The sequence below is a fragment of the Streptomyces sp. NPDC036813 genome (assembly GCF_055609245.1).
The window spans coordinates 829,656-844,043 of sequence record NZ_JBVJPV010000001.1; the positions used below are offsets into that span (position 1 = coordinate 829,656).

Genomic DNA, 14,388 nt, shown 5'->3' on the forward strand with positions numbered 1-14,388 from the left:
TCCCGAGGTCACCCTTGGGATGGTAGGCGACCGGGAACCGCATCCCCACCGGTGTGCCTCTGTATCAATCGGCGACCCGGCGGCTCTCACCTACGACGGTCGCCTCGAGGGGGAGGAACACGACATGCCACCACAGAGGTTCCGCGAGCAGTTCGACCAGATCCAGCGCTCCATGCCCGGCGTCCCGCTGGCACTCGGCCCGGACGACGCGGCGGAGTTCGTCTTCGAAAAGGGCGTCGTCCTCGTGCGCGACGGCGACGACGCCGCGTTCGTCGAGGACGCGGTCCGCGCCCACTTCACCGCCACCGACGGCCTGGACCCCGCCCCCGTACGGCGTGCGGGCCCTCGGACCAACCGCTCCGGCATCACCCGCGTCCAGGTCGCCGACCCCGGCCGGGGCAGCCACCCCGGCGACCCCGTCGTCGGCCACGCGCTGCGCGCCGTGCGGCAGGCCGAGGACCGCACCGGACGCCGGCTGGTCAGCCGCAACCACGTGGTGTCCATCGCGGTGAACTCCTGCCCCGGCGACGAGCCCGTGCCCGCCGAGCACGCCGCGCCCCTCAACCCCGCGCCCGGCGACGGCGGTCACGACCCGGAGCGGGCCGTGGGCGTGCTGGTGATCGACAACGGCCTCAGCCACGACTACCGCGCCCACCCGCTGCTCGCCCACACCCGGGGCGACCTGCACCCCCAGGAGACCGACGAGTCGGGCGTCCTGCGCCAGTACATGGGCCACGGCACCTTCATCGCCGGGCTGCTCGCCGCCGTCGCGCCCAATACCGACATCACCGTCCTCGGCACCCTCAACGACGCCGGCGCCATCCTGGAGTCCGAGTTCGGCGACAGGCTCTTCGACGCCGTCGACCGGCACGGCTGGCCCGACATCCTGAGCCTGTCGGCCGGCACCTCCAACGGCCGCACCGACGGCCTGCTCGGCGTCGACGCCTTCATGCGCGAACTGCGCGAGCAGCGCACCCTGTTGGTGGCCGCGGCCGGCAACAACTCCAGCGCCAGTCCGTTCTGGCCCGCCGCCTACGCCACCGTGCCCGGCTTCGAGGACGCGGTGCTGAGCGTCGGCGCGCTGCGCGACGACGGCGAGTTCGGCGCCTGCTTCACCAACCACGGCCCCTGGGTGCGGGCCTATGCGCCGGGCGAGCGCCTCACCAGCACGTTCACCGGCTTCACCACGCCCGTGCCGTACGTCTACCACCACTCCACCTACGACGCCTGCCGCTACGGTTTCACCTACGCCTGCACCTGCACCACGCCGGGCCACAGCGGACTGCTCAGCGACGACGGGGACACGAGCGCCAAGCCGGACCAGGTGATGTTCGAGGGCCTCGCGCACTGGAGCGGCACCTCCTTCGCCACCCCGGTGGCCGCCGGGCTCGTGGCCGCGTACATGAGCGCCCACCAGGAGACCGACCCGCGCGCCGCCCGCTCCCGACTGCTCGCCGGCAACCGTGAGTTCGCCGAGGTCCGCGGCGCGCACGTGCCGGCGCTGCGGCCGCCCACCTGGCGTCCGGCGGCCGCCCCGGCGTCATGACGAGCGGGGCCGCCCTCCGTACGGCGTACCATGACGTGCCGTACACGAGGGGTGGGGCAGCCGTGGACCGTGCAGAGGTCGGCACGCTGGTCCGGTCCGCCGTCGACGGTGACGGCGCGGCCTGGAAGGCGCTGGTGGAAGGGCTCAGCCCGCTGGTCTGGTCCGTGGTGCGCGCGCACCGGCTCTCGGACGCCGACGCGCACGAGGTCTACCAGACCGTGTGGTTCCGCTTCGCCCAGCATCTGGGCCGGCTGCGTGAACCCGACAAGGCGGGGTCGTGGCTGGCCAGCACCGCGCGGCACGAGTCACTGAAGGTGATCAGGAGTCTGCAAAGGCTGACCCTGACCGACGATCCGTACCTGCTGGACCGGGCCAGCGAGGAGCACACCCCGGAACAGTCGCTGCTGCACGCGGAGGAGGCGGCCGCCGAGAGCGAGCGCATCCGCCGGCTGCGGCGCGAGCTGGAGGCGCTGGGAGAGCGGTGCCAGGGGCTGCTGCGGGTGCTCATGGCCTCCCCGCCGCCCAGCTATCAGGAGGTGTCCGCGGCGCTCGGCATCGCCGTGGGCAGCATCGGCCCGCTGCGCCAGCGCTGTCTGCGCCGGCTGCGGGCCCGACTGGACGCACGGGGGGTGCGGTGAACGACGACGACGGCCTCGGGCCGGTGGACGAGGACTTCGGGCCGGTGGGCGAGGACGGCCTCGGGCCGGCCGAGGAAGAGGAACTGGACCGGCTGGAGGGGGAGCTGCGGGCGGCCGCGGACGTACTGGACCCGCTGCCGGCCGCGCTGAGCGCGATCGCCGTCGAGGCGTACGCCCTGCACGACCTGGACGCCCGCATCGCGGAGCTGACCTTCGACTCGCTGACCGACGCGCTGCCGGTGCGCGGGGCGACGGACGTGCCGCGGATGCTGACCTTCCAGGCGGGGGAGGTGACGGTCGACGTCGAGGTGGGCGCCGAGGGGCTGTACGGGCAGGTGCTGCCGCCGCAGCCGGCGAGCGTGGAGGTGCTGACCGGGCCGCACGCCGGGGCGGCGCTGACAGCCGACACGATGGGCCGCTTCAGCGCCGCCGCGCCGCCCGCCGGGCCGTTCGCCCTGCGGTTGCGGACCGGCGGGGACGTCGTCGTCACGGAGTGGCTGCGGGCCTGACCCGGGGCGCGCCGCGGATCAGGCCGAAACGGCGTCCACGAGCCGGGCCAGGGCACCGGCGAGTCTGCCGAGCCCCGGCCCGGCCGGTCCGCCGGGCTCGCTCATGTAGGTGTCCCGGCGGATCTCCACCATCAGCGCGCAGACGCGCGGCTCGCGGCCGTAGAAGTCCAGCGGCACGTACGTCCCGCTGAACGGGCTGTCCAGCCCGGTCTCCCCGCACCCGGCGAACGCCTCCCGCGCCGCCTTCAGCAGCGCGGGCGGGGTGTGGAAGGCGTCCGTGCCCAGGCACACCGGCGGGCGCGGGCCCGTGCCGTGCAGCTCGTACGGCAGCGGCGCGGTCGGATACGAGTGCACGTCGACTATCACGACCCGCCCGGCGGAGTCGAGCCGGCGCGCGACGGCCTCGGTCATGGCCTGCGCGTAGGGCCGGAAGTACCGCTCCAGCAGCGGCTCAGGGTCATGGCTGTCGGGCCGCAGTACCTCCCGGTGGGTGGTCCGCGTGTACACGGCCCCCATACCGACGGCCGCCATCTCCTCCCGCTCGTCCGGGAACCTCTCCGGATCGACGACCAGCCGCGACAGCCGGTTGACGAAACGCCACGGCGTCACCCCGGCCAGCCGGGCCGCCTCCTCGGCGATCTCGGCGGTGTGCGCGTCGGTGATGTGGTCCAGCTCCTGCCGCAGTGCGGGATCACCGAGCACGATCCCGGCGCGCACGTCGTCCGGTATCTCCCGCGCGCAGTGCGGCACATGCAGGATCACGGGCGAGTCGGCGGCGCCGGGGAGCAGCGCGAACGAGGGCTCGACTGGGGTCATGGGGCGGCTCCGGGGACGTTGTCGGGGACGGCGTGCGTGATCAAGGTGCCACAGCCGAAGCCGCTCCCCGGCCCCGAAGACGCGGCCGGGCGTTCGCGTCCGAGGACACCTCCGCCCCGGCCGGGCGGTGCGCGGTCGGGGCGGAGGTGTTTTTCCCGGGTCGGTCAGGTCACCGGCGTCGGGTCCGGAGCGGGGTGGGCGTTCAGCTCAGGGACGCCAGGGCCTCGTTCCAGGTGGCCGACGGGCGCATCACCGCGGCGGCCTTGGCCGGGTCGGGCTGGTAGTAGCCGCCGATGTCGACCGGCTTGCCCTGGACGGCGTTCAGCTCGTCGACGATCTTCTGCTCGTTCGCGGCGAGCGTCTCCGCCAGCGGCTGGAAGGCCTTGGCGAGCTCGGCGTCCTCGGTCTGCCGCGCCAGCTCCTGCGCCCAGTACAGGGACAGGTAGAAGTGGCTGCCGCGGTTGTCGATGCCGCCGACGCGACGGGTCGGGGACTTGTCCTCGTTGAGGAAGGTCGCCGTGGCGCGGTCGAGGGTGTCGGCGAGGACCTTGGCGCGGGGGTTGCCGGTGGCCTCGGCGTACTGCTCGAAGGACGGGACCAGGGCGAAGAACTCGCCGAGGGAGTCCCAGCGCAGGTAGTTCTCCTTGACCAGCTGCTGCACGTGCTTGGGCGCGGAGCCGCCGGCGCCGGTCTCGAACAGGCCGCCGCCCGCCATCAGCGGGACGACCGACAGCATCTTGGCGCTGGTGCCCAGCTCCAGGATCGGGAACAGGTCGGTCAGGTAGTCACGCAGCACGTTGCCGGTCACCGAGATGGTGTTCTCGCCGCGGCGGATGCGCTCCACCGACAGCTTGGTGGCCTCGACGGGGGACAGGATGCGGATGTCCAGGCCCTCGGTGTCGTGCTCCGGCAGGTACTGCTCGACCTTGGCGATCAGGTTGGCGTCGTGGGCGCGGTTCTCGTCCAGCCAGAACACGGCCGGGTCGCCGGTGGCGCGGGCGCGGGTGACGGCCAGCTTCACCCAGTCCTTGATCGGCGCGTCCTTGGTCTGGCAGGCGCGGAAGATGTCACCGGCCTCGACGCTCTGCTCGATCAGAACGGCACCGGAGGCGTCCACGACGCGGACCGTGCCGGCGGCCGCGATCTCGAAGGTCTTGTCGTGGGATCCGTACTCCTCGGCCTTCTGCGCCATCAGGCCGACGTTCGGCACCGAGCCCATGGTGGACGGGTCGAACGCGCCGTTGGCCTTGCAGTCCTCGATGACGGCCTGGTACACGCCGGCGTAGGAGGAGTCCGGGATGACGGCGAGCGCGTCGTGCTCCTGGCCGTCGGCGCCCCACATGTGGCCGGAGGTGCGGATCATCGCCGGCATCGAGGCGTCGATGATCACGTCGGACGGGACGTGCAGGTTGGTGATGCCCTTGTCGGAGTCGACCATGGCCAGCTCCGGGCCCTCGGCCAGCTCGGCGTCGAAGGAGGCCTTGATCTCGTCGCCCTCGGGGAGGGCGTCGAGGCCCTTGAGGATGCCGCCCAGACCGTCGTTCGGGGTCAGACCCGCGGCGGCGAGCTTCTCGCCGTACTTCTCGAACGTCTTGGGGAAGAAGGTGCGCACCACGTGGCCGAAGATGATCGGGTCGGAGACCTTCATCATCGTGGCCTTCAGGTGCACGGAGAACAGCACACCCTCGGCCTTGGCGCGGGCGACCTGCGCGGCGAGGAACTCACGCAGCTTGGCGACGCGCAGCACGGACGCGTCGACGACCTCGCCGGCCAGGACGGGTACGGACTCGCGCAGCACGGTGCTGGTGCCGTCGGCGGCGACGTGCTCGATCTTCAGCGTGCCGTCCTGGTCGACGATCACGGACTTCTCGGTGGAGCGGAAGTCGTTCTCGCCCATCGTCGCCACGTCGGTCTTGGACTCGGCGGACCAGGCGCCCATGCGGTGCGGGTGGGTCTTGGCGTAGTTCTTGACGGAGGCGGGGGCGCGGCGGTCGGAGTTGCCCTCACGCAGGACCGGGTTCACAGCGGAACCCTTGATCTTGTCGTAGCGGGCGCGGATCTCGCGCTCCTCGTCGGTCTTCGGCTCGTCCGGGTAGTTCGGCAGCGCGTAGCCCTGCCCCTGCAGCTCGGCGATCGCGGCCTTGAGCTGCGGGATGGACGCCGAGATGTTCGGCAGCTTGATGATGTTCGCGGCCGGCGTCTTGGCCAGCTCGCCCAGCTCGGTCAGCGCGTCCGGGATGCGCTGGTCCTCGGTGAGGTACTCCGGGAACACGGCGATGATGCGCCCGGCCAGCGAGATGTCGCGGGTCTTCACATCGACACCGGCCTGCGAGGCGTACGCCTGGACCACCGGCAGGAAGGAATACGTCGCCAGGGCCGGGGCCTCGTCAGTGTGCGTATAGATGATGGTCGAGTCAGTCACCGGGTGCTCCGCTCCACGTCTGCAACATTGCTCGACATCAAGATATCTCGTGATCCGGTCCGGCTCGACAAGGGTCCTGGCCGGAATCCGCGCCGTGGGCGCCTCGCGCGCGGCCCGGCCGAGTCCGCTCGGCTCAGTGGCGGCGGACCGTGTCCGGGCCGGTACCGCCGGTCATCTCGCGCGCGATCCACCGGCAGATCACCTCCACCACGTACTCCCGCTCGGCGTGGCTCAGCTCACGGCCCTTCGGGATCCCGTGCCAGCGCTGGAGGCAGCTGCGGCAGCAGGTCGCCGTCGCGTGCTGGGCCACGAACACGGGGTGACCGCGGTACGGCGTCTGCTTGCCGTCCTTGTACGGCTCGGCCGGCGCGAGGCGCTTCACGATCAGGTCGTGGGCGTGCCGGCGGATCGTCGCCGGGCCCTTCAGTTCGGCGGTGGCGCGGTCGCGGCCGCGCAGGTGGAACTTCGACCGGAACGGCTGGCGCGCGAGGGCGTCCAGCCGTTGGCCGATCGTGCGGGGGTCGGGCGTCGGGGGCATGGCCCTTCGAGCGTAGGCGCTCCGCCGGGGGGCATGCGCCTGCCGGGGTGGTAGGTGGCGGTTCGCCGGCGTCTGCGGAGGGGATGTGGCTGATCGCGCGGTTCCCCGCGCCCCCGGCGGTGCTTCTACTCCGTCGGGAAGAGCTCGGACGGCGTGTTCATGACCGTGCGCTGGTGCGGGATCGTCGCCGTGCCCTGCTGGAGCGTGACCGTACGGGCCGGGGCGGGGATGTGGATGCCCTCCGCGCGGTAGCGCTTGTGCAGGCGCTTGATGAACTCGTGCTTGATCCGGTACTGGTCGCTGAACTCGCCGACGCCCAGGATCACCGTGAAGCCGATCCGGGAGTCGCCGAAGGTGTGGAAGCGGATCGTCGGCTCGTGGTCCGGCAGCGCGCCGGTGATCTCGGTCATGACCTCGGAGATCACCTCGTTGGTCACCCGCTCCACATGATCGAGGTCGCTGTCGTACGCCACCCCGACCTGTACCAGGATCGTCAGCTCCTGCTCGGGCCGGGAGAAGTTGGTCATGTTGGTCTTGGCCAGCTGACCGTTCGGGATGACGACGAGGTTGTTGGACAGCGCCCGCACGGTCGTCTGCCGCCAGTTGATGTCCTCGACGTAGCCCTCCTCCCCGCTGCTGAGCCGGATGTAGTCGCCGACCTGCACGGTCTTGGAGGCGAGGATGTGGATGCCGGCGAACAGGTTCGCGAGCGTGTCCTGCAAGGCCAGCGCGACGGCCAGACCGCCCACGCCGAGGGCCGTGAGCAGGGGCGCGATGGAGATGCCGAGGGTCTGCAGCACCACCAGGAAGCCGATCGCCAGGACCAGCACCCGGGTGATGTTCACGAAGATCGTCGCGGATCCGGCGACGCCGGAGCGCGACTGGGTGACCGCGCTCACCAGCCCGCCGATCACCCGGGCCGCCGACAGGGTGACGACGAGGATCAGCCACACCGTCAGGGACTGGTTGACCGTCCGTTGCACGGCCTGCGTCAGCGGCAGCACGGCGGCCGCCGACGCGGCACCGCCCGCGATGGCCGCCCACGGCACCACCGTGCGCAGGGCGTCCACCACGACGTCGTCGCCGCTCCATTTGGTCCGCTTGGCGTGCTTGGCCAGCCAGCGCAGCAGGGTGCGCGAGAAGAAGGCCGCCAGCAGGCCCGCTGCCAGGGCGATGCCGGCCAGCACCAGATCGTCCAGGGTCAGCGCGCGGTTCACCGGCCGCCTCCGCGAGGACGGTCATCGGCGCCCGCGGCCGACGGCGGGATGTGAAGTCTCGTCACGTTGTCACCTGCTCGAACTGCTCGTATCGGGGATCCGCGCCGTGCGCGCCCGACGGGGCGTCAGAGCACGGCGCGAGCGCTCATCCTGCCGTATGGCAGACAGCAGTTCGAAACCGGGCGGCTGGTGCGAGCGGCCATCACCGTCCGGGATGCGCGGTCACCCGCCGTCGAGCGGGACGGGCGTGGCCTGGTGGTAGTACATCTGCCAGGTGCCGTCCGCGCCCTGCTTGCGCCAGAGCGAACTGCGCCGTGCCCGGTTTCCGTCCAGCGTGGTCTCGTAGGTGAGGTGCACGAGCCCGGGGGCCAGCAGGACGCCGCTGAAGTGTGAGGGCTCGTAACGTGGACCGCCGTCTGCCGCACCGTCCATCTCGGGCAGCGCGGCAAGCATCTCCTCGTACGTCCACCGCCGCCCTGACGCGCCGACCTCGACGAAGTCCGGGTCCAGGAGCTCTTGGGCAAGCGAGCGTGAACTGCGCACGCTGGGATCCATGAGGCGCAGCTCGCCGGCGATCGCTTCGCGTACCTCATCCGTCTCTCGGTCCATGCGGACATCTTCGGCCAGGTGAGCAAGGCGATCGCAAGCGGGTCTCCGCGCGCGGCACACATCTCGGTTCGCGTCGCAGATGCGGGACGTGATCCCCTTGTGGCATCGCACAAGCGCGCGTTGCCGCCGTCTTTGGATGGCATTTGCGTTTCTCTCGCGCCTCCGTCCGGGTACGGTCCACCGGGAGGTGGTACTCCGTGAGCCCATCCATGACGGAACCGGACGTCGCGGCGGCCGGGCCGGTCGCCGAGATCGCGTTGAGCGGGGATCTCGCGCGTCCGGCCCGGATCACCGTGTCCGATCTGCTCGCCTGGCCCCTGCACGCGGCACGGGTCAGCTTCGAATGCGCCACCAGCGGGGTGCAGGACCACACGTTCGAGGGTCCGCTGCTCTACGACGTGCTGTCCGACGCCGGTCCCGGGTTCGACCCGGCCCGCCGCAAGGACCGGCTGCGTTTCCTGATCGCCCTGACCGGCACCGACGGCCACCGTGTCCTGCTGTCCTGGGCCGAGATCGACCCGGACTTCGGGCGGGTCCCCGTGCTGCTGGCGGTCGCGGCGGACGGCGTGCCGCTCGACCGGGCCGGACCGCAACTGGTGCTGCCCCAGGACCGCTGCGGCGGCCGGTACATCAGCGGCATCACCGCGATCCGCGTGGACGGCGGCTACCGCACGGCCTCCTGAGCGGCCCGGCGGCGATCGCGCTTCGAGGGGCGTTCCCGGGCATCACGTGGCGGCGGGGTCAGTCCTCGTCGAACGCCCCGTGCCGTCCCGCACCCGACGCGAACCGGCCGGCGCCCTTCATCGCCTGCTCCAGCACCCCTGTTCCGTGGGCGAGTTCGGCACGCAGCGCCTCGCGCTCGTCCAGCCCCTCCTGGTCCAGGACCGCCGCGCGGTCGGAGCGCAGACAGTCCTGCGGGAAACGGGCCAGGGCGGCGGCCAGTTCCTCGGCGACGGCGCGTGCCGTGCCGGTGGGGACCACGCGCGTGGCCAGCCCCATCTCGTACGCCTCGCGGGCCGGGACCGGGCGGCCGGTGAGGATCATGTCCAGCGCGCGGCCGGTGCCGATCAGCCGGGGCAGGCGTACCGTGCCGCCGTCGATCAGCGGCACGCCCCAGCGGCGGCAGAACACGCCGAACACCGCGTCCTCCTCGGCGATCCGCAGATCGCACCACAGCGCCAGCTCGAGACCGCCGGCCACCGCGTGCCCGGCGACGGCGGCGATCACCGGCTTCGACAGCCGCATCCGCGTCGGCCCCATCGGCCCGTCCCCTTCCTCGGCGACCCGGTTGCCCCGCTCCCCGCCCATCGCCTTCAAATCCGCGCCCGCGCAGAACGTGCCGCCCTCGCCCCACAGCACCGCCACCCGCGCCTCGTCGTCCGCATCGAAGGCCCGGAACGCCGCGGCCAGTTCGGCGGCCGTCGGCCCGTCCACGGCGTTGCGCGCCTCGGGGCGGGACAGGACGACCGTGGTGACATGATCTCGTCGTTCGACGCGGACCGGCATGACGGAAACCCCTTCTGGGCGACGCTGTACGGCGACGCCCGCAGGTTACTCGCGAGTCGCAGGTCGCAGATCGTCTTCGAACGGCCGCCGGTGTCAGATCACCTTCAGGCGGACCAGCGCCCCGAGGGTGAGCGCGCCCGGCAGCAGGGGCAGCCACACGGTCAGGATCCGGTAGGCCAGCACCACCGCCGTCGCCACGGCCGCCGGGCCGCCCGCCGCGACCAGGGCCACCACCAGCGCGGCCTCCACCGAGCCGACCCCGCCCGGAGTGGGCACCAGCGCCACCGCCACGGTCGCCGCGAGGTAGGCCACCGCGATGTGCGCGGGCGACACGGGAAGGTCCAGCGCCTGCCCGACCAGGACCAGACCCGACGCCTGCAGCGCCGGGAAGGCCAGCGAGCCGCCCCACAGCGCCAGGGCGCGGGCGGGGCGCGTGTGCACGTCGCGGGCCTCGTGGAGCGCGGTGCGCAGGAAGCCGAGCACGGCCGTGCGCAGTCGCCGCACGCAGACCAGCACGGCGCCTGCCGCCAGGACGAGCGCGGCGGCGGCCGCCAGCAGCGGCAGCACCGCGCCGTCGGGCAGCAGGGTGCCGAGGTGCAGGGCGCCCGGGAAGGCGAGCAGCAGCGCCGACAGCAGCACGAGCCGACCCACGCACTCGGCGAGCATGTAGAGCGCGAGGGCCGACGAGGAGCGGGCCAGCGGTACCCCGCACACGGTCATGAAGCGCAGATTGACCGCGCTCGCGCCGAGACCCGTGGGCAGCAGATGGTTGGCGGCGCCGGCCGCGAACTGGGTGGCCAGCAGCCGCCGCCGGGGCAGCCGCTCGACGAGTGCGCCCTGCCGGGTGAACGAGGCCGCCACCCAGGTCAGACAGGTCGCGCCGGCCGCGGCGAGCAGCCACGGCCACTCGGCCGTGCGCAGCTGGCCGAGCCCTTCGGCGAGCGTGGCGCGGTGCCGCACGGCGACGACGGCGACGAGCAGGAGCGGGAGCAGACACAGCACCTGCCGGACGGGGACGCGACGGGGGAGTCGTCCCTGCGGCAGCGGGGGGAGGGGGACTGCGGTCACATCGGGAGAGGTTCTCGGCACCGTGCCAACGGCGGGTTGCGGAAGCGGGGACGGCACATTGCGTACGGTCATCGGATCCTTCGAACGGGGGGACGGACGGCGGACATTGACCTCAACGATGATTGAGGTTCTACGTTTCTGTCCATGAGCATGGAAACCACCGCCTGGACGCAGCTGCACAGCGTCATGACCGCTCAGCAGGAGCGGCGCCCCTTCGACCCTGCGACGCTGCGCCGCATCGGCGCCTTCGCCCGCCCGCACCGCCGGCGTATCGCCCTGTTCGTGGTGCTCGGGGTGGGGACCGCGCTGCTCGCCGTGGCCACCCCGATCCTCGCCGGACGCGTCGTCGACTCGATCGTGTCGGGCGGCGAGGCCGGCCACGTCGTACGCCTCGCCCTGCTCATCGCGCTCATCGCGGTGGCCGAGGCCGCGCTGGGCATCCTCTCGCGGCGGCTGTCGGCCACGCTGGGCGAGGGACTCATCCTCGATCTGCGGACGGCTGTGTTCGATCATGTGCAGCGCATGCCGGTCGCGTTCTTCACACGGACCCGTACGGGAGCGCTGGTCTCCCGGCTCAACAACGACGTCATCGGCGCCCAGCGTGCCTTCAGCAACACCCTGTCCGGCGTGGTCAGCAACCTGGTCACGCTGCTGCTCACACTCGCGGTCATGCTGACGCTGTCCTGGCAGATCACCCTCCTCGCGCTGGTGCTGCTGCCGGTGTTCGTGATCCCGGCCCGGCGGATGGGCAGCCGCATGGCCCGCATGCAGCGGGAGGCCGCCACGCTCAACGCGGCGATGGGCACGCGGATGACCGAACGCTTCTCGGCCCCGGGCGCCACCCTGATCAAGCTGTTCGGGCGGCCCGACGAGGAGTCCGTGCAGTTCGCGCTGCGCGCCCGGCGGGTCGCCGACATCGGCATCCGCACCGCCACCGCCCAGTCCGCGTTCATCACCGCCCTGACCCTGGTCTCCGCGCTCGCCCTCGCCCTGGTCTACGGCCTCGGCGGCTTCTACGCGCTGCGCGGCACCCTGGAGGCGGGCGCCGTCGTCTCCCTCGCGCTGCTGCTGACCCGGCTGTACGCGCCGCTCACCGCGCTCGCCGGGGCCCGGGTGGAAGTGATGAGCGCGCTGGTCAGCTTCGAGCGGGTCTTCGAGGTGCTCGACCTGAAGCCGCTGATCGAGGAGAAGCCGGACGCCCGCGAGGTGCCCGACGGGCCGGTCGGCGTCGAGTTCGACGACGTCCGCTTCGCCTACCCGGCCGCCGACCAGGTCTCCCTCGCCTCCCTGGAGGAGGTCGCCGCCCTCGACACCCGCGGCGGCGCCGAGGTCCTGCACGGCATCTCCTTCCGCGCCGAACCCGGCCAGACGGTCGCCCTCGTCGGGTCCTCCGGCGCCGGCAAGTCGACCATCGCCCAACTGCTGCCGCGGCTGTACGACACCGACGCGGGCGCGGTCAGAGTCGGCGGCGTCGACGTGCGCGACCTCACCTTCCGCTCGCTGCACGGAGCCGTCGGCATGGTCACCCAGGACGGCCACCTCTTCCACGACAGCGTCCGCGCCAACCTGCTGCTCGCCCGTCCCGAGGCGAGCGACGACGACCTGTGGGACGCGCTGCGCCGGGCCCGCCTGGACGACCTCGTCCGTTCCCTGCCCGACGGCCTGGACACGGTCGTCGGCGAGCGCGGTTACCGGCTCTCCGGCGGCGAACGCCAGCGCATGACGATCGCCCGGCTGCTGCTCGCCCGCCAGCGCGTGGTCATCCTCGACGAGGCCACCGCCCACCTCGACAACACCTCGGAGGCGGCCGTGCAGGAGGCGCTGACGGAGGCCCTCGCGGACCGCACGGCCGTCGTCATCGCCCACCGGCTGTCGACCGTGCGGACGGCCGACGTGATCCTGGTGGTGGAGGGGGGCCGCATCGTGGAGCGCGGCACGCACGAGGAACTGCTGGCGGCGGACGGACGGTACGCCGAACTGCACCGGACGCAGTTCGCCCGGGCGCAGGACGCGGCCGGGGCCGCCGGGCGGCTGACGGGGGAGACCGTGGCGTGACGGCGGCGTCCGGGCGGGGGGCCGGACCCGGTCGGGGCCGGAGAAGTCGGGGCCGGAGCACCGGCCGGGCCGCGATCCGTCTCGGGGTTCCGGACGCGGCCCGGCCGGAGTCGTGGATTGCGCTGCGGTGCCGGTGACTTCAGTCAACAGCGCCCGCCCGACCGCCGCATCTCAAGTGCACCGAACGGCCGAACTCACCGGCCACCGGGCGTCATCCCGCCGGACGCCGAGCCGTACGCCTGGCAGGCCGGCGCACGCGCCCGGCGTCACCAGTGCCCGGGCCGCTCCAGTCCCGTCGGCAGGACCGTCGACGCGTCGCCCCTGGCCGCGTTCAGCTGGGCCTGGGTGACGAAGAGCGCGCCCGAGAGATCGGCGCCCGAGACATCCGCGTCGCGCAGGTCCGCGCCGATCAGGTCGGCCGAGCGCAGGTCGGCGCGCTGGAGGTCGGCCGCGACCAGCAGCGCGCCGCGCAGACTGGCACCCCGCAGATCGGCACCGGCCAGCCGGGCGCCCATCAGATCCGCCCCGCGGTGGTTGCGGCGCCGGCCGGGCAGCCCGCCCCGGGTCAGCTCGCTCGCCCGCAGCAGCAGCTCGTTCACCTCGCCGCGCAGCGCGTTCACGTCCACCGCGCGGATCTCCTCGGCGCTGCCCCGGGTGAGTTCCTCGATCCGGCCCGACGCACGCCGCAGGTCCCGGTGGACGGACCGGGCCGCCGCGAGGCCGAGCGCTTCGGTGACGTACCACAGCAGCTCGTGCAGCTGCCGCATCACAGGGAAGACGGCGAACATCGCCCCGGACGTACCCGGCGCGCTGCGCCAGTCCGTGCCGCCGAACGTGACCTGGGAGACCTTCTGGCCCGCGCCGAAGCAGTCGAAGACGGTGCAGCCGGGGTAGCCCCGCTCGCGCAGGTCGGCGTGGATCCCGCAGCGGAAGTCCGCCCGGAGGTTCCCGCACGCCTTCCCGGCCGGCTTGTCGGCCGCGAAGTCGGCGGAGCGGGCGAAGGGCAGCGCGACGCAGCACAGACCGAAACACGACGCGCAGTCGGCCTGCAGGTCCGCCCGGCGCGGCGCGGGCAGCGGCCGGTCACCGCCGGCGGGCGCCCCGTCCTTGGCGCGCGCCGCCTCCTGGGACGACGGGGCCTGCGGCCCCCGGCGTCCGCCGCGCCCGCCGCCCGCCACGTCGGATCCGCCCCGGCGGGCGGACGGGGCGGGGCGCTTGCGGCCCCCGGCGGGGGAGGGGGTTCCGTGCTGTCGGGACACCGTGCGTGCTCTCCAAGGACGAGACGAGCGCCGCCGGTCTGCGGCGCTCGGTAAACCGGCCTTCCATTCTCGCAGAGCGTCCCGGGGCCGCGGCCGGGCCGCCCCGGGCCGGGGCAACGGTCCGCGCTGCCCCGCTCCCGCTGCGGTACTCGGCCGTCGGACCGTGACCGGCGCTTCTCGGCACTCGGCCGCCGGAGCGTGAGCG

At 72.9% G+C, this 14,388-nt stretch carries 13 protein-coding genes; 5 read left to right on the plus strand and 8 right to left on the minus strand.

What is annotated here, in order from left to right; genetic code table 11:
* Positions 1-124: 124 nt before the first annotated feature.
* The 3 genes from ACZ67Q_RS03595 to ACZ67Q_RS03605 all read left to right on the plus strand — a co-directional run bounded on the left by ACZ67Q_RS03595 (position 125) and on the right by ACZ67Q_RS03605 (position 2,693).
* Entirely contained in the window at positions 125-1,546 is a 1,422-nt protein-coding gene (locus ACZ67Q_RS03595) for a S8/S53 family peptidase (RefSeq protein WP_471175742.1), read from the plus strand.
* 62 nt (positions 1,547-1,608) lie between these two features.
* Positions 1,609-2,184, plus strand: a complete 576-nt coding sequence (locus ACZ67Q_RS03600; protein WP_471175744.1) for an RNA polymerase sigma factor — start codon at positions 1,609-1,611, stop codon at positions 2,182-2,184.
* Positions 2,181-2,693, plus strand: coding sequence for a hypothetical protein (locus ACZ67Q_RS03605; protein ID WP_471175746.1), 513 nt, complete (start codon positions 2,181-2,183; stop codon positions 2,691-2,693). Before ACZ67Q_RS03600 ends, ACZ67Q_RS03605 begins: the two co-directional genes overlap by 4 nt.
* 18 nt (positions 2,694-2,711) lie before the next feature.
* Here ACZ67Q_RS03605 and ACZ67Q_RS03610 read toward each other — a convergent pair whose 3' ends face one another.
* From ACZ67Q_RS03610 to ACZ67Q_RS03630, 5 genes are all read right to left on the minus strand, one after another.
* Entirely contained in the window at positions 2,712-3,509 is a 798-nt protein-coding gene (locus ACZ67Q_RS03610; protein WP_471175748.1) for an N-formylglutamate amidohydrolase, read from the minus strand.
* Positions 3,510-3,711: 202 nt separating this feature from the next.
* The gene (locus ACZ67Q_RS03615; RefSeq protein WP_471175750.1) at positions 3,712-5,931 is read right to left on the minus strand and encodes an NADP-dependent isocitrate dehydrogenase; all 2,220 of its coding nucleotides are present in this window, start codon (positions 5,929-5,931) and stop codon (positions 3,712-3,714) included.
* Between the two features lie 133 nt (positions 5,932-6,064).
* Entirely contained in the window at positions 6,065-6,469 is a 405-nt protein-coding gene (locus ACZ67Q_RS03620; RefSeq protein WP_471175751.1) for a DUF4186 domain-containing protein, read from the minus strand.
* Between the two features lie 125 nt (positions 6,470-6,594).
* Positions 6,595-7,686: a mechanosensitive ion channel family protein gene (locus tag ACZ67Q_RS03625; RefSeq protein WP_471175753.1), complete on the minus strand. Its 1,092-nt coding sequence runs from the start codon at positions 7,684-7,686 to the stop codon at positions 6,595-6,597.
* 222 nt (positions 7,687-7,908) lie between these two features.
* A complete protein-coding gene (locus ACZ67Q_RS03630; RefSeq protein ID WP_471175755.1) occupies positions 7,909-8,295 on the minus strand; it encodes a nuclear transport factor 2 family protein in 387 nt (128 codons plus the stop codon).
* 209 nt (positions 8,296-8,504) lie between these two features.
* Here ACZ67Q_RS03630 and ACZ67Q_RS03635 point away from each other — a divergent pair, with 209 nt between their 5' ends.
* Positions 8,505-8,978, plus strand: a complete 474-nt coding sequence (locus ACZ67Q_RS03635) for a molybdopterin-binding protein (RefSeq protein ID WP_471176039.1) — start codon at positions 8,505-8,507, stop codon at positions 8,976-8,978.
* A gap of 58 nt (positions 8,979-9,036) precedes the next feature.
* On the opposite strand, the gene ACZ67Q_RS03640 is transcribed toward ACZ67Q_RS03635, so the two are convergent.
* The gene (locus ACZ67Q_RS03640; RefSeq protein WP_471175757.1) at positions 9,037-9,801 is read right to left on the minus strand and encodes a crotonase/enoyl-CoA hydratase family protein; all 765 of its coding nucleotides are present in this window, start codon (positions 9,799-9,801) and stop codon (positions 9,037-9,039) included.
* Positions 9,802-9,894: 93 nt separating this feature from the next.
* Positions 9,895-10,869 carry a lysylphosphatidylglycerol synthase transmembrane domain-containing protein gene (locus tag ACZ67Q_RS03645; protein WP_471175759.1) on the minus strand — a complete coding sequence of 325 codons (975 nt, stop codon included), beginning with the start codon at positions 10,867-10,869 and terminating at the stop codon, positions 9,895-9,897.
* A 150-nt stretch (positions 10,870-11,019) separates the two neighbouring features.
* On the opposite strand from ACZ67Q_RS03645, the gene ACZ67Q_RS03650 reads away from it, so the two are divergent.
* Entirely contained in the window at positions 11,020-12,924 is a 1,905-nt protein-coding gene (locus ACZ67Q_RS03650; protein ID WP_471176042.1) for an ABC transporter ATP-binding protein, read from the plus strand.
* A 266-nt stretch (positions 12,925-13,190) separates the two neighbouring features.
* Here the strand turns inward: ACZ67Q_RS03650 and ACZ67Q_RS03655 are convergent, their stop codons facing one another.
* Complete coding sequence (locus ACZ67Q_RS03655; RefSeq protein ID WP_471175761.1) at positions 13,191-14,183, minus strand: pentapeptide repeat-containing protein; 993 nt, start codon at positions 14,181-14,183, stop codon at positions 13,191-13,193.
* Positions 14,184-14,388: the final 205 nt, after the last annotated feature.

Excerpts from the sequence above, each read along its gene's own strand:
- ACZ67Q_RS03595 (WP_471175742.1), top strand. The coding sequence starts at position 125 with ATGCCACCACAGAGGTTCCGCGAGCAGTTCGACCAGATCCAGCGCTCC.
- ACZ67Q_RS03610 (WP_471175748.1), bottom strand. The coding sequence starts at position 3,509 with ATGACCCCAGTCGAGCCCTCGTTCGCGCTGCTCCCCGGCGCCGCCGAC.
- ACZ67Q_RS03620 (WP_471175751.1), bottom strand. The coding sequence starts at position 6,469 with ATGCCCCCGACGCCCGACCCCCGCACGATCGGCCAACGGCTGGACGCC.
- ACZ67Q_RS03630 (WP_471175755.1), bottom strand. The coding sequence starts at position 8,295 with ATGGACCGAGAGACGGATGAGGTACGCGAAGCGATCGCCGGCGAGCTG.
- ACZ67Q_RS03635 (WP_471176039.1), top strand. The coding sequence starts at position 8,505 with ATGACGGAACCGGACGTCGCGGCGGCCGGGCCGGTCGCCGAGATCGCG.
- ACZ67Q_RS03640 (WP_471175757.1), bottom strand. The coding sequence starts at position 9,801 with ATGCCGGTCCGCGTCGAACGACGAGATCATGTCACCACGGTCGTCCTG.
- ACZ67Q_RS03650 (WP_471176042.1), top strand. The coding sequence starts at position 11,020 with ATGGAAACCACCGCCTGGACGCAGCTGCACAGCGTCATGACCGCTCAG.